Origin of the sequence: Haloarcula sp. Atlit-47R (assembly GCF_003665985.1) — an archaeon.
Classification (GTDB): Archaea; Halobacteriota; Halobacteria; order Halobacteriales; family Haloarculaceae; genus Haloarcula; species Haloarcula taiwanensis.
This window is the reverse complement of record NZ_QPLQ01000005.1, coordinates 1-24,172: the sequence shown is the minus strand read 5'-3', so window position 1 is coordinate 24,172 and position 24,172 is coordinate 1. Positions and strand designations below refer to the sequence as shown.

Below are 24,172 nucleotides of genomic sequence, written 5' to 3'. Positions count from 1 at the left end.
GAGCTGCGGATGCAAAGAAACGACGGAGAAACTGGCCGAGTCGGTTACTTCGGCGGTCGCAGCCGGTAGTACCGACGGTTGAGGTCGAACATGTAGCCCTCGCGCATCGTCTTGAGCACCGCGTAGGTGATCGTCGCGCTGACGATGGGGACGAGGAACGTCAGGTCAAACAGCAGGTGCGAGTCCATCGGAACGAGGTTCTTGATGGACAGTGCGGCGATGGTCAGGCTGAAGATGACGCCGGACATCCCGACCGCGGCCCAGAAGGGCTGCTCGACGGGACGGCGCGCGGACCCCTTGTTCAGGAAGGGGACGATGGCGACGAAGCCGACGACCACGACGTTTGCCAACACACCGTAGGTTCGGTCGGCCATGAGCTTCGAGCCGCCGAGGATGCTCAGGTCGGGGTTCAGCGGACCGAGCTTGAGCAGGCCAAAGGACCAGTAGAGATACCAGTCCGGCAGGATAATCGCCGGCGTCACACTGGAGTTAGCAGGGTTTGGCATCTCCGGGGGCAGCGTCGCCGAGACGAACAGGATCATGCCCACGAAGAAGGACGTCAGCGCGATGTTGCGCATCATCTCGTGGGGCCAGGCCGGGAACGCGAGCACGTCACGCTCGACGTAGTCCGACTGCTGGCGGAGGTCCTGGTCCTCGCGGCGTGCCCGTTCGAAGTACTCGTACGTCAGCCGGGAGAGCCCCTGTGTCCGTTCCTTTCGCTCGGACCATGCGGGAGTCTCGTCGTCCGGCGAAACGATACCGGTGCCGGAACCGTCCGTGCGAACGTCGTCTGTGTCGTTGTCGCTCATAGTATTAGTGTGGTTCAGCGATCCCCTGCATCCAGACGATGCCGATGTGGACCGCGATGATGGCAGTCGTGATGAACGGCAGGAAGAACACGTGCAGGATGTACATCCGCTGTAGCGTGGCCTGCGAAAGCGTGAACCCGCCGAACATCAGCTGTGCGACCCACTCACCGATGAGCGGGATGGAAAGGGACATCTCGACGCCGATCTGGCCGGCCCAGAACGAGAGCTGGCTCCACGGCAGCAGGTAGCCGGTGTATCCGAACACCAGCGTCAGCGAGATGAGGACGATGCCGATGAGCCAGTTCAGTTCGCGCGGTTCCTTGTATGCCCCGGTGAAGTACACACGAAGCATGTGGAGGAACACGGCAGCGACCATAATCTGGGCGGCCCAGCGGTGGACCGAGCGCAGGAAGTAGCCGAGGTTGAGCTGGCCCATGATGAGCATCACCGAGTCGTACGCGACCGTCGGTGACCCGTCGGCAGCCGCGGCGGCCGGGGCGTAGTAGAAGCCAAGTAGCGCGCCGGATATCGCGGCAACGATGTACGCAACTGTCGAGAACGACCCGAGTGCGTACAGCGGGTACCAGTACCAGAACTTGTTGTCGAGGTTGTACTGCTCCGTGTGGCTCTTCGGCATCTGCATGTTGACCTTGTAGTAGAGATCTTCGAGGATCTCAAGATAGTCAACGACGCGCAGCCGTCGGTCGAGCCAGATAAGCACGGTCAGGTACACCGATTCGATCGGCGTCAGCTCGCGCGATTCCATCCAGCCTTTGTGATCGTGTTCGTCTTTGCGTTCGAGACTCATTGATTACTCCGTCTGTGGTGGGCGTGGCAGCGCCACGAACGTCGATTGCACGGGACTGAACGGGTCGTACACGGACTGGTGGCACTGACAGTAGATATCGTTGGCTGCGGCAAAGTTAGCGCTCCCGCTCTGCGTTTTGAACCCTGGCACGCAACAGAAGTGCGTGCATTTGTTCAGCCAGGCGATGAAGCCCTGGTCAGTCGCCTCGGAGACGAACGACTGGACGCTGCTGGGAAGCTCCGCGTACTCGCCCTCACCGTTTGCCATCTTTTCGACTTCGACGGACCTGATTATCTGCACCGGAGCGCCGTTCTTTCCGTCGCTGTTGGTCCGCCAGACGACGCTCGCAGGCTTTCCGACACCGGGGTCACCGATGCCGTTGCCCCATTCTTTGTAGTCGTCGAACATGTCGACCGTGAGTGGTTTGCCGGATTCGTACTCCCCTTGCCAAGAGAAGGTCCCGGTGTCGTTGAGGAACGTACTGTTCCGGTCGGATTGCGGATAGATGGCTGCGGTGCTCTGGATACCACAGTACTGGAACCACTGCGAGGAGTAGTCGATGCCGCTCCCGCCGAAGTCCGGTGCGACGGCTGCGCCGGCTTTCTCGTCGTACTCCGGCCAGAGGCCACTGATCTCGCCACCGTTGATCTCGATAGGGATGATCGGCATCCCTCGCGGGGCCGGTCCGGCGGTGTTCTCGACGGCGACGAACGGGGTCGTCCCGCCACCTTCGCCGGCGGCGTCTGTCGTCGCGTCGACGGCTGCGGCGCCACCGACACCGACGCTGGAGAGTGCTGCACTCCCGACGACGCCCTTTACGAAGCGACGACGGCCTGTTTCAGCCGGATATTTGTCTTCATCAAGTGGCATATTATTTCTTGTAGTATGGGTACACTGCGCGTTTGAATGTCTCTGCAAGCTTGTCGCCGTCCGCCATCGTCGTGCCGTCGACGTCTTCCTGACGGATATAGAGGTCTTCCCACTTGCGACGGCGCTTCTTGACGATCATCACGTCTGGGAGGAACTCCTTGCGGTACAGCAACATGATGAACGCCAGATCGATGAATATCGCTGTCAACACGCCGCCCATGAACATATTGGCCTCAATGAGGCGGACGGTCAGCGTTGTCCCGATACCGGACGCCCATCCGGCAATCATGCCGTACGTGAACAGCCCGACAAGGGCGACCTGAATGATCGTCAGGAGGACGATACCAACGGCCGCCGCTGTGCTCTCACGCGGCGGCTCGTAGCGGTGAATGTCGCCGTAGGTGGAACCTTCGGATGCCATTAGTTGTTCCCTCCACTAGTGTGGGGCGATTCGCCGTACTTCAACTGGAAGAAGGTGAATATCAGCGGGATGATAACTGCGAGTCCAGCGCCAAATCCGACGAAGTGGGGCTGGATCGGGACGCCGGCGTAGTGCGGGTCGACTTCGACCGGACCACCGCCACCGATTGTCTGTGTCGGGTACTCTTCGCCGACGACGATCGCACCCTTCATGTTGAGTCCCTCGTGGGGGACACAGAGGTACGGGTAAATGCCGTCCTCTTCGAAGGTATGCTCGTAGTTGACGCCGGCGCTGGACGTCGTACTTCCGGAGTCCAGTGGTCCGTCGCCGTCCGAGACGACGTTGTGGCCGCCGCCGTTGCCCGTCCATTCGAACTGGACGGTTGCGCCGTTGTCCACGTGGACAGCTGGCGGACCGAACCCGTACGCGCCGCCGTTGGCCTGCACGCCGACCTCGACAGTTACTGTGTCCTGCCCGGTCGCATCGACGGTCGACCCGTCGAAGTTCCCGACCGAATCCAGGAAACCGCCGTAGTCCGGGACGGTTTTCGCACCGTCACCGCCTTCCTCCTGTGCGGCGGCAGCGCCGGTGGCGCTGAGGGTCGCCGCAGCACCGGCGGCCCCCCCTGCTGTCCGGACGAACTCCCGTCTGTTCATATACACTGTAGAATCAGGACTGAGTTTGTATAAACCCACCGAATACCACCCGCAGGAACCGTCATTACCCGGCTTCGTCAGTTTCGTCAGCCCCCGCTTCAGACCCCGAATTCTGCGGGTCAAGCTCCGGGACGAACTCCGGTCGTTCGCCGTCCTCAAGCCCGATGGCACGCAGTCTGTCTCTGTACTCCTCGGAGCGGAAGGTATCGGAGAGTCGTGCGTTTGCGACGGTGAAAAAGAGAACGAGCGAAACGCCGATGAAAGCGACGCCAGCCACGACCAACAGCGCGATACTGGTTCCTCTGTTGCCGATGACGCCAGCGGTCGCGAGTACTGCGCCCCCCAGGAGTGCAATCCCGGCCAAAAACTGTGCCCCAGCAATCGCCTGCAGCATCCAGTTCCCGAGTTCGCCGCCACCCTCGGGGACCTCGTCCGGCTGGGGAAGGGGCCGGTCGGGGACGTTCTCAGGTACGTCGTAGGAATCCATGGAACACAGGGCGACTGTGGGCTTTACGTCACGCATGACGGTCCCCTCGCCTTCGAGACTTCCATCGGGATAGACGACCGCGTAGCCCTCATCAGAGTACGCAAGCACTCGCGGTGGGTCCCGGTGGCGTTCGATACGGGCGAACACGTCGCGGTTTGCGACGCGGTTTCGCAGGTCCCGAGCGACCCGGTCGAGGAGTTCGTCGCCGGTGATCCAGGAGTCTTCGTCGAAGGCAACGTCCCACTCCTCGGCGGTCATCTCGGCCATATCCGCCGGGCCGAAGTTGTCGAAGTCGTACTTTTCTTCGACCTGCTTTCGGAGCGCCTCCGTGTCGAGCTCTTCGTCCGGCTCACTGTCGTCACCCGACTCGCCGTCTTCGACCGTCTCACCGCCGTCGCCCTCGGCCCCGGGCTCGCCGGGTTCTGGCTCGGCAGTTACTGCGTCCGCAGGGGTGTTCCCGCGCTCGTCCTCCGTGGGAGACGTCGAGTCCGGGTCGGCCATTGCTCGGGTGTACGGACCGCGACGGCTTACAAGTTCTGACCTTCTGCATCCGGCAGTCTTTAGCGAGCACTGTCCCTAGGTCGACTCATGGTGTCGGACGGCCTCGTGGCCACAGTCGTGTTACTGTCGGTAAGCCTCAGCCTCCCCTGTTTCCTGTACGGCGCGTACTACATCATCGAGACAGAGCCAGTCACCTGGGACGTGCTCGTGCATCATCTGAAGTTCGTCACGACGGGGCTGGTGTTGACCACCGTCCCGATGGTGGTCTGGATGATCCCGCGCCTGCCGGATCAGCTCGGTGGGCTGTCCGCTGTTCACGCGATGCTCGGGCTCCAAGCCTACGCGTTGCTTGCCTTCGGTGGAACGGGCATCGTCCGCATCTTCCGTGCAAAGCGGGAACATGACCTCTACAACGAGTACGATGAAGACCTGTTACTGGACGAAATCGGTGACGAGACGTTCAGCCACTGGCGCTCACGGCTCCGTATCGGCGTGTTCGGCTACGTGATCTTCTGGCTGCTGGCGTATCTGGTCGGCATCGTCCGGTTCGCTCTCCGGTACGTCGCGTAAGTGTCGCTGACAGCGGGCCTCATTCTCGGCCTCTGCGAACAGGCTAGATGTTTCATTAGCATGGCATGTCCATCGCTAGCTGTGGTTCCAATGTACGAACACATTCTCTTTCCGACAGACGGGAGTGACGGAGCAGCAGCCGCGCTGGCACACGCACGGAATCTCGCCGAGACGCACGACGCGACGTTACACATCATGACCGTGCTCGATACGTCGTCGCCACACATCGGGATGACCTCCGCCGGGCCGGAGGAAGCGACGACCGGCATGATTGCGGAGGAACACGACGCGTCGGAGCCGGGGATGGTCGGCGAAGAGCACAACATCGAATCGTCACTGCAGGAGCGAGCGCAGGCAATCGTCGAGGCTGCGGCGGACGAGGTCGACGGCGTCGATACCGTCACCGCTGTCGAACGCGGCCCACCGCACAGCGCGATCCTCGACTACGCCTCCGAGAACGACATCGATCTCATCGTGATGGGAACCCACGGCCGGACGGGAATCGAGCGGTATCTACTCGGCAGCGTCGCTGAAAAGGTTGTTCGAACGTCCGACGTGCCTGTGCTCACTGCACGTCTCGGTGACGGCGAAAACTGAGCCGTTCGGCACGCGGCTACCACGCCTCGCCGGTGGCAAGGTCGACCTCGCTGTCGCCCTTTTCAGAGGGACAGACATCCGCGAGTACGCACGCATCGCAGTCCGCCGAACGCGCCCCACACACCGCTCGTCCGTGGTCGATGAGCAAGTGTGTGAACTGCTGCCACTCGTCTTCGGGTACCACGTTGAGCAGATCCTGCTCGATAGTTTCCGGGCGCTCCTGGTCCGTAAGGCCCAGCCGTCGTGACAGGCGTTGGACGTGCGTGTCGACGACGATTCCCTCGACGATGTCGTGGCCGTGCTGGAGGACGACATTCGCCGTCTTGCGGCCCACGCCCGGGAGGTCAGTGAGGGCTGACATCGTGTCCGGGACCTCGCCGCCGTGTTCGTCTGTCAGAAGTTCTCCGATTCCCTGAAGATAGCCGCCCTTGTTGTTGTGGAACGTGATGCCGTAGATGTCCTCGGCGAGTTGCTCCTCGGAGGCCGCGGCGTAGTCTTCGGCGCTCTGGTACTTCTCGAACAGGTCCGCTGTGACTTCGTTGACTCGTTCGTCAGTGCACTGTGCCGAGAGGACGACGGCAATCAGCAGTTCCAGCCGATTGCTGTAGTTCAGCGAGATAGCTGAATCGGGGTATTCCTCGTGGAGACGGTCGACGACCTCCGTTGCCTGTTCCTCGCGTGACTCCAGCGGCGTTCCCATACCGCAGGGCAGTGCTGGGCCCCCTTTTCCGTGTCGCTTTCCGCCGGGTCGTATTTGTATGGTGTCGCCTCACAGACTACGGTAACACCCTTGTATCAGTTGCGAGTGGAGTTACACATGCCAGGTCCAGTGTTTCTCCACGGCGACCGGGTGACGCTTCATCCACAGCAAGCAACCGACAGCGACCTGCTCCAGCGCCTATTCAACGAGCCGCAGGTTCGGCAGAACATCGGGTTCTACGAGCCACTTTCCGAGTCTGCCGCCGAAGATTTCGATAGTCGCGATGCCGATACGCACTTTGTTGTCTGTGTAGACGATGAGCCGGTCGGGTCGTGTCTGCTTCACGAAGACCGCCATCAGTGGGGGGTTGGTATACTCGGGTACTCAATCCGTCCGGATCACTGGGGCAACGGCTACGCCACCGATGCTGTCGACTGTCTCGCACAGTATGCGTTTCAAGAACTGCGGTTGAACAAACTCGGTGCGGACTGCTACGCCACCAACCCGGCTTCCGCGCGTGTGCTCGAAAAGGTGGGGTTCCAGCAGGAGGGACGACGGCGCGACCACGCCTTCGTTGACGGCGAGTACGTCGACTTGCTGGAGTATGGCCTGCTCGCTGACGAGTGGACGGCCTGAAATACACTCACACACCTACCGAAGCTTCTTTCAGTACCCCCTCGTCGGTTCGTGTATGCCCGGACCAACATTCCTCCGGGGCGAAACAGTAGCGCTCCGAACGGTCGAAGACGAAGATGTCGAGTTCCTGCAAGAGACGGTCAACGACCCGGATGTCAGACACGGCCTCTCGGCCACAGAGCCGATCTCCGAACAGGCAGAACGCGAGTGGGTCGAATCCGTCGCCAGCGGCGAGACTGATGACGTGCATCTGCTCGTCTGTGTCGACGGCGAGGCGGTCGGCATCATCGGGCTGAACGACGTTACAGACCGGATCGGAATGGCCGAACTCGGCTACTGGCTCACGCCCGACGCGTGGGGCAACGGCTACGCGACCGACGCCGCCCGGACGATCACCGAGTACGCCTTTCAGGAGCGGCGGTTTCATCGGGTGTACGCGAAGGTCTTCGCCGGCAACGAAGGCTCCCAGCGCGTGCTCGAAAAGACCGGGTTCCAGCGAGAGGGGACGATGCGGGACCACTGGTTCCGCGACGGCCGCTACGAAGACGTGTACCTCTACGGTCTGTTAGAAGACGAACTGAACCGCGATGCGTAGCTACAGCTCGGCAAGGCCACGCAGGACCGTGTCGAGAGCCGACGCGACCCCGTCGGTGTCGCCGACCACAGTCGCCGCCCGAACACGACATCGCTGGTCGACGACGAACACCGCTCGCTGCCCGTGTCCGTCCTGCATTCGGACGCCGAACTGAGCAGCGACGCCGTGGGTGTCGGCCAGTAACGGATAGGGAAGCGATAGCGATGCCGCGAGCGACCGACAGTCGTCGATATCTGCCGCGAGAACGCCGAAGACAGCCACGGCATCCGCTACGCTCGCCCAGTCTGTCTGGGCTAACTCGGTGAGGAGAGTCTGTGAATCGGGGTCGTCACTGGGAACGAACGCCACAACCGCCGGCGCGCGGTTCGTCGCAGCCGACAGTCGATAGGCACCAACACCCCTGTCAGCGGTCCCTTGCAGATCGAAATCGGGGGCAGGGTCACCGGGCGAGAGCATACTGAGCGAACGGGAGTGCGGGCCAAAAGTTCCGTGGCCTGACCAAGCGACCGCTCCCCGTGTGGAGGCAGCGCTATCGGCGCGATGGGAGCAGCCCGACGGTCGGGTTTCGAACGGACTGCGTGTGAGTGACGCCCCGCATGACGGATGTTTCAGTCGCAAAGAAGCTTTATAACCCGTCCGACCAACCACCGTCGTATGGGAATGGAGAATCTGCCACAGGAGATTACAGCCCTCGTGGGTCGCGAGGTGTATTCGAAAAACGGCGTGTTTGTCGGCGAAGTCGAAGACCTCCGGCTGGAACTCGACCGCAAGGAAGTGACAGGACTGGCACTCCACCAGCTTAACACGGAGCTATTTGACGAAGAAGTGAACGCGGCACGCGGCGTCATTATTCCGTACCGGTGGGTCCAGGCCGTCGGCGATGTCATCATCGTCAGCGATATCGTCGAACGGCTCCGTCAGCCCGAGGCCGGCGACGAAGAAGAAGAAGTTCCCGCCTAGTTGCCGTTCGAACTCTCGCTACTGGAACTATCGACACCCATCGCTTCGAACAGTTTCCGCTTGACTGCTTCTTCAGTGAGTTCTAGCAGGGTGTCTCTGTTGTCGTCGCTCGTATCCAGGCCGGTGAAGATGCCCAGTGGTATCTCGACGCTGGCGTCGGTGGAGTGGCCCGCAGTCTCGCCCATCCCGCCGAACGCGTCCGACAGCACCTTCCCGATGTTCATCCGGATGTCCTTCGAGCGCGCGGCGAGGTAGATGGTGTCGTCGGCGATGGCGAACACCGCTGTGGTCGTGATGCCTTCCAGATTCAGGAGGTGCTGGGCTGCCTGCGCTAGCGCGTCGCGGTCCCGGATGAACCCGGCGTTGGAAACGAGGTGGCTCCCCTGGACCTCGCGGTTCCGGATCGCTTCGGCGAGCACGTCGAGGGTTTCCGGACTCATCGACGGCGACTCGACCTGTTCGAGGGTGTCGTGGTCGGCGAACGGGTACAGGTACGCCGCGGCGGTCAGGTCCGCCGGCGTCGTGTCCCGCTTGAAATCCAGCGTTTCGGCGCGGATTCCGTACAGCAGCGCCGTGGCGACACTCTGGTCGAGATTGAGGTCCAGCTCCTGGATATACTTCGTCAGAATCGTCGACGTGGCCGAGATGTTCGGCCGGATGTCGGAGAAGGTGGCGTCGTGTTCCAGTTCGTGTTCGTGCTCGTAGTGGTCGACGACGATGTCGACCGAGTCGATAGCCGGTTCGCCGCCCTTGGCAACGTCCACCAGCGCGAACGTATCGTACTCGTCGAGGTCGACATCCTCGTTCGATGTCAGTTCGATACCGAGGAGATTGACGAACGCGCGGTTCTCCTGGTGACCGATTTCCCCCTCGTAGATGATGTCAGCCTCGACATCGCGGCTCGCGGCGATGGCCCGCAACGCGGCGGCCGAGGCGATGGAGTCCGGGTCCGGCGACCGGTGAATCAGAATCGCCATACGCTCTTCGGTCCCATCGATGACATCGCCCAGCTGTGAGGCCTTGTACTCAAGTTCGCCCGTTTCGAGCGCCCGGAGCGCAGAGTCCGCGATGACCGCGGAAGGGTTGATGACTATATCGGCACCAAGTTCAGTAAGGTCGTCGGCCGACACCGGGTCGTCGGCGCGAGCGACGATGAACTGTTCGCCGCCGGACTCGCGGATGTTTTGGACTGCTTCGGCGTTGGCGTTCACGTCCGGGGACATGATGAGAACCACGTCGCGGTCGGCAACTGTTTGAGCGACGTCAGTCTCGCAGATGTCGGCTTGCTGTGCGTTGAGGTCCTGATCACGGAGCGCCTCGACTCGCCCCTCGTCCGCGTCGAGGATGAGTACGTCTTTCCCCTCCTCGACGAGTTCTTCCGCCACGGCGTGGCCAACACTCCCACACCCGAGGATGGCGTAGGTCGACATAGAGGCCATCGTGATGCCGCTGGCTGTGCTCATTAGTGTCTGTATCGCTTGGCGTCAAGCCTCTTTAATGCCAGCTATTTCCCCAATAACTGGGAACGTCCACCAGACAGGCTGGTCTGAGAGGCCGTCAACCGTCGTTCAGAACCGTCACAGGAGTGCCCCGGTTCTTACCACAGTCAATCGCCGCTAGCCGAGTGTTGTGTGCAAGAAGCGTGAGACCGACCGACACGAGGCGTCCGAATGAAAACCTATTTTACCAGGCCGTCCAGAGCAATGAGTGCACTGGGCCGGTAGCTCAGTCTGGCAGAGCGACGGCCTCTTAAGCCGTCGGTCGAGGGTTCAAATCCCTTCCGGCCCGCTTCTGCGAGGAATAGACCCGACGAGCGAAGCGTCCACGGAGGGATTTGAATGACGGCACGAGCGAGTGTCAATGAGCGACGTGCAGGTGGTTCAAATCCCTTCCGGCCTGTCAGACGGGCACGTCAGCCATTCAGCCGCTTTCGCATCTTGACGTGTGGAATGCCTGCTTCCTCGAATTCGTCACTAACTGTCTCGTAGCCGAGTTGTGCATAAAACGGCTCGACACGAGTCTGTGCGTGAAGCTTGAGCACTGTTGCGCCGTCGTCACGCGCGGCGTCTTCGACGGCTCGCATCAGTGCTGTCCCGACGCCATCGTCCCGATAGGGCTCGCGGACCGCGACCCGCTCGACCTTGCCGACCGTGGGTTCAGGAAACCGGAGCCGGGCAGTGCCGACTGGATACTCGCCGTCACAGGCCAGAAACTGAACGGCGTCCGAGTCGTTCCCGTCGAGTTCTTCCGCCTCAGAAACACCCTGTTCCTCGACGAACACCGCCTTTCGAACGGCAGTTGCTGCATCTGCGAATGTCTCCCAGGTGCCGACCTCGACTTCTAAGTCACTCATGGCCGGAGGTTCGAGCGGGTCCCCTGTATGTGCTGTTACTGAGAACCGCCGAAACCATCAACACAGACCCGGGTGTAGCGGGCATGCATGACGTACGACTACGCTCGTGACCACGAGCACGAACTGTCGGCGGAGTATCTGTACGCCTCTGACGCGGAGGTCCTGGGAATCTACGACGCCGATGACGCTCTACAGGTCGACGTGGCGGTCATCTGCCCCGAGTGCAGCGAGACACTCCGTCTGGAGACGACCGTCGACAAAGTCACGTCGTCCGGGACGGAGCTGCCGCTGGACGAAGACTACTACGACTGACCGCCAATCCCGAAATAATTTTTTCCGCGGCGCGAGTACAGCGGGTCGCTATGTCCGACTTCGATACGTTCGAGTGTTCGAGTTGTGGTGAGTCGTTCAAAGCGTACCCCGACGCGAATGCGGCACAGAAAGAAGCGTGTAGTCCGGTCTGCGAAACCGCGTCGTAGTCGACTGCGGGCTTTTCCTTAGCTGTCGGGGCTGTAGTTGGGTGCTTCGTCCGTAATCATCACGTCGTGTGGGTGACTCTCCTGCTGTCCCGCGGCAGAGACCCGCACGAACTCGGCACGTTGCTTGAACTCGGGAATCGTCTCGGCCCCGACATAGCCCATCCCGGACTGCATCCCGCCGACGAGCTGGTGGAGTTCGGAGGCCAGCGAGCCCTTGTACGGCGTCGCGGCCTCGACACCCTCGGGGACGAACTCTTCGCCCTCCTCGTCGTCCTTGAGATAGCGGTCGCCGCCGCCTTCGTTCATCGCGCCGACGCTGCCCATCCCGCGGTACTGCTTGTACTTCTTGCCGTTCATCGTGATGACGCGGCCCGGGGCCTCGTCGGTGCCGGCGAAGTACGAGCCGAGCATGACCGCGTCCGCGCCGGCGGCGATGGCCTTGATGGCGTCCCCGGAGTAGCGGATGCCGCCGTCGGCGATGACCGGCACGTCGTGCTGGCTCGCCACGTCGGCGACCTGCGCGACGGCAGTGATCTGAGGCATTCCCGAACCCGTGACCACGCGAGTCGTACAGATAGAACCGGGACCGATTCCCACCTTGATGCCGTCGGCGAAGTCGACGACGGCCTCGGCGGCCTCCCGGGTCCCGATATTGCCGACGACCACGTCGGCGTCGACTTCGGCCTTAATCTCGCGGGCGCTCTCGATGACGTTCGCGTTGTGGGCGTGCGCACAGTCGATGAACAGGATATCGGCGCCAGCCTCGTCCGCGACCTGCGCGCGGTCCATCTCGAAGGGGCCGACAGCCGCGCCACAGCGGAGCGAGCCGTCGTGATCGCGGGCGGCCTGGTCGTACTCGCGACGCTGGAGGATGCCCTGCATCGTGACCAGCCCGACGAGTCGGTTCTCGCCGTCGACGATGGGGACGCGCTCGATCTTGTGGTCGTACATCAGCTCCAGCGCTTCGCGGGGCGTCACGTCTTCGGGGGCGGTGACGACTTCGTCGGTCATCGCGTCCGTGACGGCGTCGTCCTCCCCGACTTCGAGGTACGGGCGGATGTCAGTCCCGGAGATTATGCCAAGCACTTCGCCGCTGTCGTCGTCGACGACCGGCGCGCCAGAAACGCCCTCCCGTTCCATCATCTCGTCGACCTCGCGCACGGTCTGGTTCGGGCTGGCTGTCACGACGTCGCGGATAATGAGTTCGTCGGCGCGTTTGACCCGCTCGATTTCGGTCGCCATCTGGTCGGCGTTCATGTTGCGGTGGAGGACACCGATACCGCCCTGCCGCGCCATCGCGATCGCCATGTCACTCTCGGTGACGGTGTCCATCGCCGCGGAGAGGACAGGGACGGTCAGTTCGACCGACTTCGAGACCCGCGTCGTCGTGTCTGCCTCGTCTGGTTCGACGCGAGACTCCTTGGGTCTGAGGAGTACGTCGTCGAACGTCAGCGCCTCCGGTACTCGGAGCTTCTCTGAGAAAGGCTCGGAATCGTTCGCCATGTAAATCGTCCACGACGGCCCGGCAAAAGCGTTGCGAGACTCGGCGCTACGTGGGGTTCGATGCCACACCTGTCCTCGGCAGCATTCCAGAAATCCGCTCCTGACCACTCATTTGTCACACCCTGCTGTTGAAGGTGAGACATCCGTCCACAAACGACGGGGTATTCCGGAAAAACGGTGGCGCATGTGCGCAGTTCTCACGCAACGATTATGTGCGAATGAAGGATAATTAAAAACATGCGACTCACCGAACCCGCACGGAACGGTACTGCCCGTCAGATGACGTCCACAGCGTCGGGCAACACAACGTTCACGTGGTTCGGTAACAAGTTCTGGCAAGCCTGTCGTGTTCGTCAGGACCGAGTGAGAACTTCCCGACGAGAGTTGGGTTACGCTCGACCGTAACACGACATGAGTATCTCCAGACACCCGATTGCTCTCGACATCGAGCAGCAGGTCGGCCGCGGTGGTCGGCTACTGGCGACTGTCATGGGTCTCCCCCTCGTCGACGGCATTTTCCCGGTACTCGTCCTTGCAGGGGCACTTTCGACCTGGATGGGCGTCCTTGAAGTGGGCTTGCTCGTCTTCGGCGGATCGGCCACTGTTGCCGTCGTGTTAGCCGAACTCGAAGGCGGCCCCCGACAGCAGGCGCGCTCGGTCCTCATCATCGGCGCTGTGTTGATGCCGATTGCGCTCGTTGAAGCAGCCCTTGCGCCGACGATCGCCGGGATCGTCAAACTGGCGACCCTCGAACGCTTCGCCGGCCTCGTCATCCTCGCAATCGCCGCACAGACCGCAAGCGCCCGCATCGGCGAGTACCTCCCGCGGCCGGCCGTTATCGTCATGCTCGGCCTGCTAGCCAGCCTCGACCCCGCGGGCGCAAAGCTGGTCACCGCCATCGAACCCGGCGTCTTGCTCCGCGCCGCCGCTACCACCGGCGTCGGTATCGGCTTCGCCTTGGCTGTCGCGCTGGCGAGTCCGTGGCTCCGCAACGCTGTCGACATCGACCGGTTCCGCTTCGGTAGCGCTGTCGCGCTCGGCGTCCTCGCCCTTTCTGTTCTCGGCGTGATGCCGACCGACGCGCCAGTGGCACTGGCTGTGCTCGCCGTCACGGCGCTGCTGTCGTTCGACCCGGAAAACGCCCGCACGCGCCACACGGAATACCGACCTGACGCCGTGGACCTCACCGCTGCCTTCGCCGACGGCGGCGCGTCACAGGGCGTCGCCGCCGACGAACAGACCGACGAAGGAGCTGCGGTCGAGTACGAACCCGAGCAAGAACGCGCCCCGTGGCTATGACGAGGGAGAACTTTTAGGCCCATCAGGCCCGGCTGTCCGGTATGAGCGACAATCGCGTGGTCCAGGGACGGATGCAGACCCCTGAGAGCCTAGCCGAACTCATCGAAGGCGAGGACGTCATGGACGCAGAACCGATCGAAGACGCCGATTCCGACTGTCCGGAATGTGGTGAAAACGTCATCTCTGTAGGTTACATGCCCTCTGCACTGGAATTTGTTACTGGATACAAGTGCCAGGAGTGCGACTGGGCCGACACCGACCGCGACTGATCGCCGTCTGCCAATCGAAATCCCTTTAATGCGAGTCGGCTTACGCCGGAGTGCGGGGTCGTGGCCTAGTCCGGGAAGGCGGCTGACTCCAGAGGCCACGCGCCTGGGACGACACTTCGAGGGCTGATATACTGAGCGGCCGGCTGATCACCGGTTCGCGACGATGACCCTCTGGAGTTCCGAGGCGCAGGACGGAGATATCAGCCGATCGGGGGTTCAAATCCCTCCGACCCCACTCCGTATAAAAGTAAAGCGGTTTATTTCGCCGCTTTCGCTTCACCACTCCAGAGCGGTTAGCACGAGGTGGTCCGCATGAGCCTCGACCGCCGCTCCACTGAGGGGCTTCCCCTCATCTGCGAATTCTGCGGCGAGGTTATCGAGGACGACGACCAGCGCTGTCCAGCCACCGACGACGGCCGGAGGTGTCGTCCCTAATGCGCTGGCGCGAAAAGAGGGTTCTTCAGTCCCTCTACATCGACCAGAAGCTTTCGATGGAAGAAATCGGTGAGCGGCTCGGATGTAGCGCCCGGACCGTCTGCCGATGGCTCAAAAAACACGGGATCGAATCTCGCGACCAGCATCAGGCACATTCTATCAGGCACGACGCGGTTCCGTTCAGAACTCACACAACGAGCTACGAGCGGTGGCTGCATCGCTACCGTGGTGAGCGAGAGTCAGTTCGTGTCCATCGTCTTGTAGCTGTTGCTGAGTATGGATTCGACCAGGTTGTTGGTAAGGATGTCCACCACAAGAACTCAATCCCATGGGACAACAGACCCGAGAATTTGGAGCCGGTGTCCCATGCAGAGCACAGTCAAATACACGGCTTAGAGCGGGCTGAGAACGAAAAGCGAAATCGAGGTGAGTCCGCGTGACGCCCGAACCCACGCTGGAAACGCCGTGCCTGGCGAACGGGCGCTGGCAGCGGGCCGCCGTAGACTCGACGCGCGTCGCCGACTTCGACTTCTGTAGTCAGTGCTTCCCCGACGGCGAGAGAACCGTCGACGAGAAGGATATCGAGACGTTTCTGGTCACCCCGAAAAACGGGTCGAAGCTTCACCGGAGCATCGATACCGGCGACGACGCCGATACGAGTGAGTTCGGCGACCACGACTATCCCGAAGAGACCCTTGCCGCCCAGCTCGCCGATCCCTCTACCTCGCTTGATCACGAGTTCGAGTGGGACAAGCAGGGAGGTGATGCGTAGATGGTCACCCACGACGACGAGTGTGACTCCTGCGGCGCCGTCGGTCGGACCTGTCGAATGCGGTGGCCCGATGGTGAGGCCCGCGAGATGTGCGGACCCTGCGAACGGCGCTGGACGTACATTTGGCGGTGGTTCTGTGAATCTCAGCCCCGACAGGCCAACCGCGTTCGCGCGAAAGCGAACCGAAAGAGCCGTGCCCGCCCCGACGGCGGCGAGCCGATGACCGACGGTGGGCAGCCTATGGATGGTACTGACCGCTGTCTCGACTGTGATAGCCGGCTTCCACCGGGTGGAGGTATCGACAGCGCGTTCGCTCGCGAGGACGGCCAGTACTGCCACGAGTGCGTCGATACGCCGCGAGTCGCGTTCGTCGCGTGTGGCTCTGCAAAGCAGGATCTCGACGAGGGCGAGACTGTCCCAGCAAAGGACCTCTACACCTCACCGTACTTTTCGCTGAAGCGTGAGTACGCCGAGGAATGCTGTGATGAGTGGAAAATCCTTTCGGCGAAGCACGGTCTCCTCGATCCCGAGACGGAAATCGAGAGCTACGACGCCTCGCTGAACCCTCGGTCAGACAGCTATATCGGCGACTACGAGGCCGGCGTGTGGGCTGTCGAGACCGCTCAATCGCTCTCTGTCTGGACCTCGATGAAGATACCGTACACTCGCTACGTCGTGCTCGCTGGAGAGGACTACGTCGGCCACCAGCACATCGAGGACGAACTTGATCGTCACCGACACGTTGCATTTCCGTTCCGTGGGGATGATATTGAAGGGATCGGCGATCAACAGAGCTGGCTCCGCGAGGAAATCGACAGCTACCATCCACCCGGGCAGGCGGACATCCAGCACTACGTTGCTACCGACGGTGGGGGATCACTACGCACGGCCACCGACCAGGAGGGGTCGCGGTGAGCGCCACGTTCGACTGCGACGGGTGTGGTGAGGAGACGCCGACGGACAAGCGCTACCGCTACCTCCGTCCCAACCAGCCCGACGACGAGGGCGAGCCCGTCACCGACGAACTCTGCCCGCGCTGCTCAACGGGGAAGGATTCGTCGCGACTGTTCCGTGCTGACGCGGACCTCACAGGAGGTGATGACGGTGCGTAGCATCACCCGCGAGCACCTGCTGGGCGCAACCGTCTGGGCATACAGCAGCGGCGGCGTGAGCGTCAAGCCCTGGACTCGTCGCGAGCACTTCTCGCGGTTCTGGAGGGTCGCCTGATGAGCACCGACGCGTTCGCCCAGCCGAAGGCGATCGGGACGGACATCGAGACACTGGTCGTCAACGCCCTCGGTGTCCTTGATGCAGCTGATAATGACGATGCGCATCACGACGCCGTTACCGCTGGGCTGCTGGAACCCTCCTCACTGGATGCCCGTGTCCCTGTCGTCTTCGCCGGTACACCGCTCGTTGAAGCTGGAACGCTTGTCGAAATCAAGGCCGCGAAGCGTTGGACGAGCAACGGTTCCGGTGACGTTCGAGGACGGTGGGTCCTGAAAGGTCGCGATGCAGGCCAGCATGCTACGCTATTGGACAGCGCCGCTATATACGCCCTGACAGTCTACGAGACGACGCCCGACGACGAGCGACGACTCCTCGCTATCGCGATTATCCCTGCGACACTACTCGATGAGCATCTCCGCGGTCGATGGCGCGATACTGACCGTCGCGAGGGAACACTCGCGAAGCTCGGCTGGCCTCACGTGTTAGCAAGGGTACTCGGAGGTGACGGTGCGTAATGCCGTCGGAGAACCAGGCAGGAGACCGCCGCGAGCGGCTGCGCTGTCCCAGGCTTGTCGAGGATATCGGCGAGGACCCTGCCCGCTGGCTGGATCAGGACCTGCTGTCGCACCCGGATCGCCGCAAACTGGTCTTCTCGCTCATCGACGGCATCGACAGTATCGAGCGGATTCGTGCTTGGCGAGGTACTGAGCGAAAACTCGCGAGTGACCGTGTTGCCGAGAAAGCGCGAAACCCGCTCGAAAAACCGCGGGCGAAGATCATGCAGCGTCTGGAACAGCGCGAGAAGTGGCTTGAACTCCACGGCGAGAGACCAGACCGGCTGCCGTGTGGCCCACGTCGCCCTTGTGACTGTTGCGACGGGGAGTCGGAGGTCACGCCCGAGGATCTCCGGGAGCGTGACGAAGCTGCCGCCCAGCGGCTCGTCGAGAGCTACCAGGCTGACGGCGTCGATACGAGCGAGACGAGTCCGGAAACGGAAGCGTCGACGCTTGGAGCGTTCGCGACCGACGGGGGTGAACCGCAGTGACGCACGTCGAGCCACACATCCACGAGGCCGATGCGTGGCTGTACTATGGCCCGGTCACCGACGGGAACAGCAAAGCCGACGATTACGACGGTCTCGACCCATACTGGGCACTCGCCGACTTGCTTATCAACGAGTGCGACGGCTACACCGAGGTCTCCGAGGTCGTCATCGACGGCGAAGTGTGCGACCTCCGACTGAACTACTCGGGTTCGGGCATCGCGCCACGGCTGACTGATCCCGTCGACAGAGACACGCTGTACGAGTTCGACATCCACGTCGACGGTGAAGGTGAACGTAAGTGCAATTTCAACGTCTCGCCCCGCTTCCCGGAGATGCGGAAACCGGACGGCGAAGCGCTGACGTTCCCGTTCCACCACAGTTCTGCTGACTCCGGAGTGAGTGTGCACGCCCAGCCATCGAACATCGACCTCGACGAACTCCCGAGCCTGTTGGCGCGGGCGATATTCGAGCTGGCCAACGACGCTGGCATTGGTCTTTACCACGGATACTTCGACGCGCCCTTTGACGGTCACGTCAACGCTGTTGAGCGGTACATTCGACTCACCCGCTCAATGAACGAGAAACTCATCGGGACCGGCGGTGTTTTCGACCGGCTGACGATGCTGCTGTCCGATGCGGATGGCACTGTCGGCGAGTTGAAGTGGGACAACGAGGAAGAGCGCGGCCATCTCCACAGACTCAAGCACGGGTCTGTCAGCGCCCGCGAACTGGTTCCGAACCACCGTCTTGGCGGGCAAATCAAGAGCTACCTGCCAGAGAATCCAGAGAACTTCACACCCGACGATCCGCTATACCACCCGAAGCTTGGTGTGAAGTTCGGCTCGGGGCGCACGTCGACGGGCTCGGTCTCGTGGGCCGACCGCCACGACGTGGTTCAGGAACTCGATGAACGTCTGCTGTCGCTGCTGTCGTGGGCAGACGTGCCGACCGAGGCTGGCGGAACCACGTTCGTCGCCGACGATCACTTCGAGGCAGCCCCCGCAGACTCTCCGGTTCCGATCCACGAGGACCCGCTGCCACGCCTGGAGGCACAGCAAGAACATATCCTGATGTCTGTCCTGCGCGACATGACGCCGTCAGATAAGAACCTGACTGAGACGCTTGCCACCGACGGTGGGATGCCCGCGGAGGACCTTGCCGACGCCACGGACACATCTCTCTCGACTGTCTATCGAATGCTGCAGCGGTTAGAGGGAGTCGTCACCAGTGACAATGGTCACGTTCGATTCGTCTCCGAGAAGCTCCGGCAGGAGGTTCGTGGGCTCGTTGAGTCCGTCGAGCACGCGATAGACTCTGCTGCCGACCGGGCGGCGCGCATCGTCGATATGGATGTGCGACAGTCGGTGTCGAGCGCGTTCGACCGCTGGCTCGCTAAGTACGGAGCTGAGTTCGATGCCCCCGATCACGACGGACAGCGACCCGTCGTCCGCATCGACACGGTGCTGTCCGAGCTGCGGTCAACGGATAAGCCGCTCGTCGGTAAGGTCATCACCGAAATGATGCGTGCATGGCGGAAGGACGGTCGCGACCCAGAGACACTGCTGGACGCAACTGTCGATGTCAGCATCGACGGTTCGCGGTCTGAGCGCCCGGTTCGGACCCTCCGGTAACGCCCGACAGCTGAGAGGCATCACTGTTCTGCGGCCCGTTCCTTTATAAGTGGTCCCGCGTTTGACCACGGGCCACGGTCTCGCATCGAGTCGCTTCTGGTCTGGTGTTGCGTCCGTCAGCAGTTCGGCGCTGGCCGCGTTCCCGCCCGGCGGGCAAACCCCCTTAGCGGGTGTGGCTAAGGCCACGCCCCTGCGGGGCGCAAAAATACACACCGCACCGCTCCGCCATCGGTTGTGTAGAAGATATATTCTATCGCTTGTCTTAGCTATCTACAAACCCCCAATCGCCAGATTATAGCAAAGCTTTACAATCCCGTGTTGAAGATATCTTCTGTATGACCAAGTGGACAAGCCGAGATAAGATATGGAACACCGCACTCAAGAAAACCGACGAGATTCGGCCTGAAGCATTCGCCCACGCAATCGGCGTCAGCGAGCGCACAGCGAGGGACTGCCTCGAAACGATGCACGAGTCGGGCGTGTTATCCAAACAGGGCGGGAAAGGCAGAGAACCTGCCGTCTACAGTTCACTCGTCGACCATCCCGAAGCCGCTGAGTGACCCAAACATATATTTTCAGAATGTTCGTAATATCAGATATGAACTCCGGAATGCAGGGGTTTGTTATCGTGTCGGGGCTTGTCTTCCTCACATTTGCGTACTATCTCTATACGGTCTATCGGGACGGGTACGACCCGCTAGCACTGATCAAGACTGGTGAATTAATCGAGCGCTAATCGTCTGGTTCTTTCAGTTTCTTTGCCGGGACTATTACAATCACTCCAAGAATCAGCAGACCTGCTGCCGGAAACCCGGCTAGGTAATCAGACACCGCCACGGATTCAGGGGTGAATACGCCGATCAGCGTTGTACCAGAGGCTGCAACGATGATTGACCGCAGTGCATCATCCAGTGTCAGCCACTCTAACAGCCCCGCAGGCCCTGACACTCGCTCGGACATGATACCGATTACGAGGATCAGGAGGCCGGCAATCGGTGTCCCATACACCCGTAGCAACTCGGTGTTCTGTGTGTCGACCGCGTACAGCACCGATAGCGACGTGCCGATGGCGACGACACCGATTCCATTAACCCGCGAAAGATAGTTCCAGATATTTCGACTGGTGAAGGTCTGGATCAACACCAGCAAGCCGACTAACCCTACCGCGGTGATAGCTGCTATAGTCGCCAGTCCTGACTCAAAACCGGTCAGTTCAGCAGTCTGCTGTGCAACAGTCGAAAACAGTGTTGTGAATGCTTGTATCATACTATTTCAGATTGCCCTCCGGTCGACGGCCGGGTTAGTTTCGTCGCCCCAGTAGGCTACTAACTGCCCGACAGCAAGACTCGACAGCGCGAGCCCCAGCCACCACAGCATCGGGCCGCCGATCCCCACGAGCCCCAGCCCGACGACCAGCGCACCGAGCTTCCGTGGGTGGCCGCGCGCCTCTTCGACCCACGAGCCCTCGGGCACAATCACGAGTCTCCCCCCAGCGCCCGGTCAAGACTGTCCCGCATCCCGGCCAGCACCTCGTGGCCGTCCTCGGTCACCGAGTACGTTTCTCGTCGCTTGTTCGGTCCAGACGCTTCGACCAGCCCCGCCGACTCCAAGTCTGCAAGCGTGCGCCGCACATGACGCTCGCTGGTGTCGAGTCCCTCCTGTGCTTTCTGCGTGATGAGTCCGCGCCACCCATCGCCGTCGTGGGCTTCGACCAGCAACAGACAGGTCTGTGCGACCGGCGAGAGGTTCTCGAAGGCCGCCCAGTCCGGGTCGTCCTCGACGCCATCGAGGTCCGCCATTACAGCACCTCCGTTGTGAGCCAGTCGACGGCCCCTTTCCCAGCCACGTCCCACGCGGTGCCAGCCCCAGAGACGATATCACCGATCATCTGGCCCACGTCGACGCTAATCCAGCCCGTCGCCATCCCCAGCACGAGCGCCCCGACGGTGAGCGCGCCGAACGTCGCGACTGTGCCGACGGCCGCCACCAGCCCGCCGATGATACTCTTGATACGCCGGAACTTGTAGCCGCCGTACACGACAGCAGTGACCAGCGCGACCTCTTTCCCGAACTGTGCAACCAGCGCACCGAACCAGTCGAACATCAGTCGTTACCCCCACGGAACTCCCGGACGAACACGCCCTCGACTGGTGTCTGACACAGCTCCCAGTCGACCCGCTCGCCGGGATCGGGCGCACGGTCGGAACGCATCACGACGACTGGTGCCCACTCAGCCATCGGCCGCGTGTCTCGCCACGGTAGCCACTGGTCCAGCCGACTCGGGGCGTCGTCGTTCAAGACCACCACCGTATCCTCGCCGGCCAGTCGTTCGAGGTCTTCGCCGGTTCGGTAATCGCTTCGCTCGTTGGCGTCCAGCACTTGCACGGCCGAGGCGTCGGCGAACATCAGTCGTCACTCCCTCCGTTGCCGCCACTGCGACGAGCGATGATGTTCACCTGCGGTTGGTCGTCGTCCGGCGAGTTGTTCGCGCGGTACTCCCGCACGAGCTGAACCACGGCGTAGCCGGCGATGACCAGCACGATCACGAACGCATCGGAGTTCACCAGTGCCGTCAGCAGGTCGCCCTCACCAAGCCATTGCAGCGCCAAAACGCCGAGGACACCGACAATAACGACCCATCGCGCCGTCGTGAACTCGCCGATCCGCTGCAGGAATACGAGCGATCCGATAGCGAGACCGGCGACGGCCAGCATCGCGCCCAGTTCCGGCCCGATATCGATGTAGCCCGACTGAATGGCTGCCACCAGTGCCGCCGCGCCGACGGCGCTCGTTAATATGGTGTTCTCTCCCAGCGTGACAATCGCATCGCCGAGCGCTTCGATGCCGCTGGCGACACCGTCCTCGACGAGCCCGCCGACGCGGGGCAGCTGTCCGGCCGCCGACCCAGCGCCGGACGCAAGCGAGTCAACCACGTTACGGGAGCGCTCGGGCCGCCGGCCGATCACGAACAGCATCGCAATCGAGCCGAACAGTGCGACCAGCCCGACGAGGTTGCCCTGGTCGGCCGCGCCGAAGATTGTCGACGCCCCGTCCGGGTTGGCCGTCGGTGCGGGCGCTGTCTTGACTCGAATCACCGAATCGATGTTGTCTTTTGGCACCGTCATCGGCTCACGGCCTTGCACGCGGTCGAATCGCTTGGTCGTGTCAACCTCATAGACGCCGTACCACGAGCCTTCGGTCGCGCCCAGATACTCGACGGTGAACGACTCACCCGAGCGCTGTCCTGGAGCGACGGTAAACGCCGGGCTGGTGGCGTTCGTCTGTTGTTCTGGCACGCTCGCCCGGATAGTGCCATTGACCGGCGAGAGTTGGACGGGTGCGGTTCGGACACCGACCTCGCTGCCTGCAGTGGCTTCCGGGAAGTGAACCTGCTGGGCGTGGCGTGTCGAGAGTTCGGCGTAGTCGCCCTCTGCCGAGTAACTCTCGTTGACGCCGTAGTGAAGCTGCTGGGGCTGTGACGTGTTCCCGACGCTGATGTAGGAATCGCTGGCCCAGCTGTCCAGTCGGACCCGCGAATTGAGATCGGTCCCGACGGGCGTGGCATCGAGGACAGTCACCGCGCCGTTATGAACGTCGACCTTCGAGCCGACCGAGCGCACTTCGACGGTCGTTCCTTTCGGGACGGTGCCGCCGGTCAGTTCGGCAATGTCGATCTGCAGTTCCGTGCCCTGCATAGTGCGGGCCGACGCCGGTATCTGGGTCCAGCTCCCGGACTGGCCGACCCGCACTTCGAGCGACCGCAGGGAGATGATGTTCTGTGCGTGCGGTATCGTCAGCGTGGCACTCTCGCGGCTGGAGAGGTACGTTCGCGAGATGTTGTAGCGCTCGCTGAATGCCTCGTCTTGGAAGGTGACCGCCCGCCGGGTCGTCAGCTCGTGCTGGTAGTCAACGTCGACGGTCGGCGCTGGGGCATCAGTGCCGGTGTCGCCGTCGCCAGCGACGACGGTGACGTTGTTCTGGCCGGACTGCAGCCAGCTCTTATTCGCCGTGAGCGTCGTCGTGTCGTCTTGGCTGAGTGTGCCGGACATCCGCACCGGCTGGCCGTTGATAATGACACCAGCGTCCTCGGTGACCGTGCGTTCCGTGTAGCCGATATCAACGTCGACAGCGCCCGATTGCGTGCCGACTGTGGCATTGCTGACCGACGAGTCGAACTGGTCAATCTGGACGGTCTGGGATTCGCCCTCATTGAGCTTCCCCAGGTATTCCGCTTCGGCCATCCCGTCGCCGTCGATATCCAGCGTTGGGTCCTCGGTCGTCGTGGTGATCGTCGAGCCGGCTTCGACGCCGACCTTGTGGCCGGTCGCCACCTGTGCCGTTTGTGACCCGGACTGGATATCTGGCAGTGACCGCGTGACCGTCTCGCCAGCCATCAGAACGCCGTCATAGGAGGCATCGGCCGTCCCGTCGTCGTTGATATCTATCGACGGGTTCTTTGTCGCCGTGCGCTCGGTGAACGAGAGGTCTGTATCGACTTTACCACCGTCAAGTGAGATGGTTGCAGTGTGTGAGCCGGTTGGGACGT

35 protein-coding genes, 2 tRNA genes and 1 pseudogene are annotated in these 24,172 nt (G+C 62.1%); 21 read left to right on the top strand and 17 right to left on the bottom strand.

Annotation, left to right across the window (positions count from 1 at the left end; all coding sequences use genetic code 11):
* Positions 1-44: 44 nt before the first annotated feature.
* The 6 genes from DVK00_RS17120 to DVK00_RS17095 all read right to left on the bottom strand — a co-directional run bounded on the left by DVK00_RS17120 (position 45) and on the right by DVK00_RS17095 (position 4,552).
* Positions 45-809, bottom strand: a complete 765-nt coding sequence (locus DVK00_RS17120) for a cytochrome bc complex cytochrome b subunit (protein WP_053968070.1) — start codon at positions 807-809, stop codon at positions 45-47.
* A 4-nt stretch (positions 810-813) separates the two neighbouring features.
* A complete protein-coding gene (locus DVK00_RS17115; RefSeq protein ID WP_058996093.1) occupies positions 814-1,617 on the bottom strand; it encodes a cytochrome bc complex cytochrome b subunit in 804 nt (267 codons plus the stop codon).
* Positions 1,618-1,620: 3 nt separating this feature from the next.
* Positions 1,621-2,487: a cytochrome B gene (locus DVK00_RS17110; protein ID WP_101349956.1), complete on the bottom strand. Its 867-nt coding sequence runs from the start codon at positions 2,485-2,487 to the stop codon at positions 1,621-1,623.
* 1 nt (position 2,488) lies between these two features.
* The gene (locus DVK00_RS17105; RefSeq protein WP_101349957.1) at positions 2,489-2,908 is read right to left on the bottom strand and encodes a hypothetical protein; all 420 of its coding nucleotides are present in this window, start codon (positions 2,906-2,908) and stop codon (positions 2,489-2,491) included.
* Positions 2,908-3,564: a halocyanin domain-containing protein gene (locus DVK00_RS17100; RefSeq protein WP_101349958.1), complete on the bottom strand. Its 657-nt coding sequence runs from the start codon at positions 3,562-3,564 to the stop codon at positions 2,908-2,910. Before DVK00_RS17100 ends, DVK00_RS17105 begins: the two co-directional genes overlap by 1 nt.
* Positions 3,565-3,628: 64 nt before the next feature.
* The gene (locus tag DVK00_RS17095) at positions 3,629-4,552 is read right to left on the bottom strand and encodes a hypothetical protein (protein WP_121578085.1); all 924 of its coding nucleotides are present in this window, start codon (positions 4,550-4,552) and stop codon (positions 3,629-3,631) included.
* A gap of 87 nt (positions 4,553-4,639) precedes the next feature.
* On the opposite strand from DVK00_RS17095, the gene DVK00_RS17090 reads away from it, so the two are divergent.
* Together DVK00_RS17090 and DVK00_RS17085 are read left to right on the top strand one after the other, a co-directional pair.
* A complete protein-coding gene (locus DVK00_RS17090; protein ID WP_101349960.1) occupies positions 4,640-5,122 on the top strand; it encodes a hypothetical protein in 483 nt (160 codons plus the stop codon).
* A gap of 90 nt (positions 5,123-5,212) precedes the next feature.
* Positions 5,213-5,719, top strand: a complete 507-nt coding sequence (locus tag DVK00_RS17085; protein ID WP_121578084.1) for a universal stress protein — start codon at positions 5,213-5,215, stop codon at positions 5,717-5,719.
* Positions 5,720-5,735: 16 nt separating this feature from the next.
* Here DVK00_RS17085 and nth read toward each other — a convergent pair whose 3' ends face one another.
* Positions 5,736-6,419 (bottom strand): endonuclease III, encoded by a 684-nt coding sequence (gene nth / locus DVK00_RS17080; RefSeq protein WP_121512371.1) that lies wholly within the window; start codon positions 6,417-6,419, stop codon positions 5,736-5,738.
* Positions 6,420-6,536: 117 nt separating this feature from the next.
* On the opposite strand from nth, the gene DVK00_RS17075 reads away from it, so the two are divergent.
* Complete coding sequence (locus tag DVK00_RS17075) at positions 6,537-7,055, top strand: GNAT family N-acetyltransferase (RefSeq protein WP_101351429.1); 519 nt, start codon at positions 6,537-6,539, stop codon at positions 7,053-7,055.
* Between the two features lie 55 nt (positions 7,056-7,110).
* Entirely contained in the window at positions 7,111-7,650 is a 540-nt protein-coding gene (locus DVK00_RS17070) for a GNAT family N-acetyltransferase (RefSeq protein WP_101349963.1), read from the top strand.
* Here the strand turns inward: DVK00_RS17070 and DVK00_RS17065 are convergent, their stop codons facing one another.
* A complete protein-coding gene (locus DVK00_RS17065; RefSeq protein ID WP_101349964.1) occupies positions 7,651-8,106 on the bottom strand; it encodes a redoxin domain-containing protein in 456 nt (151 codons plus the stop codon).
* Positions 8,107-8,310: 204 nt separating this feature from the next.
* On the opposite strand from DVK00_RS17065, the gene DVK00_RS17060 reads away from it, so the two are divergent.
* On the top strand, positions 8,311-8,610 hold the full coding sequence (locus DVK00_RS17060; RefSeq protein ID WP_101351430.1) for a PRC-barrel domain-containing protein: 300 nt from the start codon (positions 8,311-8,313) through the stop codon (positions 8,608-8,610).
* Here the strand turns inward: DVK00_RS17060 and DVK00_RS17055 are convergent.
* A complete protein-coding gene (locus DVK00_RS17055; protein ID WP_101349965.1) occupies positions 8,607-10,073 on the bottom strand; it encodes a DHH family phosphoesterase in 1,467 nt (488 codons plus the stop codon). The genes DVK00_RS17060 and DVK00_RS17055 overlap by 4 nt on opposite strands.
* Positions 10,074-10,324: 251 nt before the next feature.
* Between DVK00_RS17055 and DVK00_RS17050 the strand changes: the two genes are divergently transcribed.
* A tRNA-Lys gene (locus DVK00_RS17050) sits at positions 10,325-10,398 on the top strand.
* A gap of 124 nt (positions 10,399-10,522) precedes the next feature.
* Here DVK00_RS17050 and DVK00_RS17045 read toward each other — a convergent pair.
* On the bottom strand, positions 10,523-10,963 hold the full coding sequence (locus DVK00_RS17045) for a GNAT family N-acetyltransferase (protein WP_101349966.1): 441 nt from the start codon (positions 10,961-10,963) through the stop codon (positions 10,523-10,525).
* Positions 10,964-11,050: 87 nt separating this feature from the next.
* Here DVK00_RS17045 and DVK00_RS17040 point away from each other — a divergent pair, with 87 nt between their 5' ends.
* Positions 11,051-11,275 (top strand): hypothetical protein, encoded by a 225-nt coding sequence (locus DVK00_RS17040; RefSeq protein ID WP_101349967.1) that lies wholly within the window; start codon positions 11,051-11,053, stop codon positions 11,273-11,275.
* Between the two features lie 185 nt (positions 11,276-11,460).
* On the opposite strand, the gene guaB is transcribed toward DVK00_RS17040, so the two are convergent.
* A complete protein-coding gene (gene guaB / locus DVK00_RS17035) occupies positions 11,461-12,945 on the bottom strand; it encodes an IMP dehydrogenase (protein WP_121578083.1) in 1,485 nt (494 codons plus the stop codon).
* Between the two features lie 411 nt (positions 12,946-13,356).
* Here guaB and DVK00_RS17030 point away from each other — a divergent pair, with 411 nt between their 5' ends.
* From DVK00_RS17030 to DVK00_RS21830, 14 genes are all read left to right on the top strand, one after another.
* Positions 13,357-14,244, top strand: a complete 888-nt coding sequence (locus tag DVK00_RS17030; protein WP_101349969.1) for a DUF5794 domain-containing protein — start codon at positions 13,357-13,359, stop codon at positions 14,242-14,244.
* A 41-nt stretch (positions 14,245-14,285) separates the two neighbouring features.
* On the top strand, positions 14,286-14,513 hold the full coding sequence (locus tag DVK00_RS17025; RefSeq protein WP_101349970.1) for a DUF5795 family protein: 228 nt from the start codon (positions 14,286-14,288) through the stop codon (positions 14,511-14,513).
* Between the two features lie 54 nt (positions 14,514-14,567).
* Positions 14,568-14,748 (top strand) — tRNA-Trp (locus DVK00_RS21425).
* A 77-nt stretch (positions 14,749-14,825) separates the two neighbouring features.
* Positions 14,826-14,948 carry a hypothetical protein gene (locus tag DVK00_RS22320; RefSeq protein ID WP_255410231.1) on the top strand — a complete coding sequence of 41 codons (123 nt, stop codon included), beginning with the start codon at positions 14,826-14,828 and terminating at the stop codon, positions 14,946-14,948.
* Complete coding sequence (locus DVK00_RS17020; RefSeq protein ID WP_121537786.1) at positions 14,948-15,388, top strand: HNH endonuclease; 441 nt, start codon at positions 14,948-14,950, stop codon at positions 15,386-15,388. The genes DVK00_RS22320 and DVK00_RS17020 overlap by 1 nt, the downstream gene beginning before the upstream one ends.
* Positions 15,385-15,720 carry a hypothetical protein gene (locus DVK00_RS17015; protein ID WP_121537788.1) on the top strand — a complete coding sequence of 112 codons (336 nt, stop codon included), beginning with the start codon at positions 15,385-15,387 and terminating at the stop codon, positions 15,718-15,720. Before DVK00_RS17020 ends, DVK00_RS17015 begins: the two co-directional genes overlap by 4 nt.
* Positions 15,721-16,635, top strand: coding sequence for a DUF6884 domain-containing protein (locus DVK00_RS17010; protein WP_121537790.1), 915 nt, complete (start codon positions 15,721-15,723; stop codon positions 16,633-16,635).
* On the top strand, positions 16,632-16,832 hold the full coding sequence (locus DVK00_RS17005; protein WP_121537792.1) for a hypothetical protein: 201 nt from the start codon (positions 16,632-16,634) through the stop codon (positions 16,830-16,832). The genes DVK00_RS17010 and DVK00_RS17005 overlap by 4 nt, the downstream gene beginning before the upstream one ends.
* Positions 16,825-16,947 (top strand): hypothetical protein, encoded by a 123-nt coding sequence (locus tag DVK00_RS22315; RefSeq protein ID WP_255410232.1) that lies wholly within the window; start codon positions 16,825-16,827, stop codon positions 16,945-16,947. Before DVK00_RS17005 ends, DVK00_RS22315 begins: the two co-directional genes overlap by 8 nt.
* Positions 16,947-17,465, top strand: coding sequence for a hypothetical protein (locus DVK00_RS17000; protein ID WP_121537794.1), 519 nt, complete (start codon positions 16,947-16,949; stop codon positions 17,463-17,465). The genes DVK00_RS22315 and DVK00_RS17000 overlap by 1 nt, the downstream gene beginning before the upstream one ends.
* Positions 17,465-17,995 carry a hypothetical protein gene (locus DVK00_RS16995; RefSeq protein WP_121537796.1) on the top strand — a complete coding sequence of 177 codons (531 nt, stop codon included), beginning with the start codon at positions 17,465-17,467 and terminating at the stop codon, positions 17,993-17,995. The genes DVK00_RS17000 and DVK00_RS16995 overlap by 1 nt, the downstream gene beginning before the upstream one ends.
* On the top strand, positions 17,992-19,626 hold the full coding sequence (locus tag DVK00_RS16990; protein ID WP_121537798.1) for a helix-turn-helix domain-containing protein: 1,635 nt from the start codon (positions 17,992-17,994) through the stop codon (positions 19,624-19,626). The genes DVK00_RS16995 and DVK00_RS16990 overlap by 4 nt, the downstream gene beginning before the upstream one ends.
* Positions 19,627-19,961: 335 nt before the next feature.
* On the top strand, positions 19,962-20,186 hold the full coding sequence (locus DVK00_RS16985) for a hypothetical protein (RefSeq protein WP_121537800.1): 225 nt from the start codon (positions 19,962-19,964) through the stop codon (positions 20,184-20,186).
* 38 nt (positions 20,187-20,224) lie between these two features.
* A complete protein-coding gene (locus DVK00_RS21830; protein WP_199722362.1) occupies positions 20,225-20,362 on the top strand; it encodes a hypothetical protein in 138 nt (45 codons plus the stop codon).
* Here DVK00_RS21830 and DVK00_RS16980 read toward each other — a convergent pair.
* The 6 genes and pseudogenes from DVK00_RS16980 to DVK00_RS16955 all read right to left on the bottom strand — a co-directional run.
* The gene (locus tag DVK00_RS16980) at positions 20,359-20,892 is read right to left on the bottom strand and encodes a hypothetical protein (protein WP_121537802.1); all 534 of its coding nucleotides are present in this window, start codon (positions 20,890-20,892) and stop codon (positions 20,359-20,361) included. The two genes, DVK00_RS21830 and DVK00_RS16980, sit on opposite strands and share 4 nt — an antisense overlap.
* Positions 20,893-20,898: 6 nt before the next feature.
* Complete coding sequence (locus DVK00_RS16975) at positions 20,899-21,099, bottom strand: hypothetical protein (protein WP_233560827.1); 201 nt, start codon at positions 21,097-21,099, stop codon at positions 20,899-20,901.
* Positions 21,100-21,101: 2 nt separating this feature from the next.
* Positions 21,102-21,425, bottom strand: coding sequence for a transcriptional regulator (locus DVK00_RS16970; RefSeq protein ID WP_121537806.1), 324 nt, complete (start codon positions 21,423-21,425; stop codon positions 21,102-21,104).
* Entirely contained in the window at positions 21,425-21,730 is a 306-nt protein-coding gene (locus DVK00_RS16965) for a hypothetical protein (protein ID WP_121537808.1), read from the bottom strand. The genes DVK00_RS16970 and DVK00_RS16965 overlap by 1 nt, the downstream gene beginning before the upstream one ends.
* A complete protein-coding gene (locus tag DVK00_RS16960; protein ID WP_121537810.1) occupies positions 21,730-22,032 on the bottom strand; it encodes a hypothetical protein in 303 nt (100 codons plus the stop codon). The genes DVK00_RS16965 and DVK00_RS16960 overlap by 1 nt, the downstream gene beginning before the upstream one ends.
* Positions 22,032-24,172, bottom strand: a pseudogene (locus tag DVK00_RS16955) (hypothetical protein); the annotation flags it as partial. The gene DVK00_RS16960 and the pseudogene DVK00_RS16955, both read right to left, overlap by 1 nt.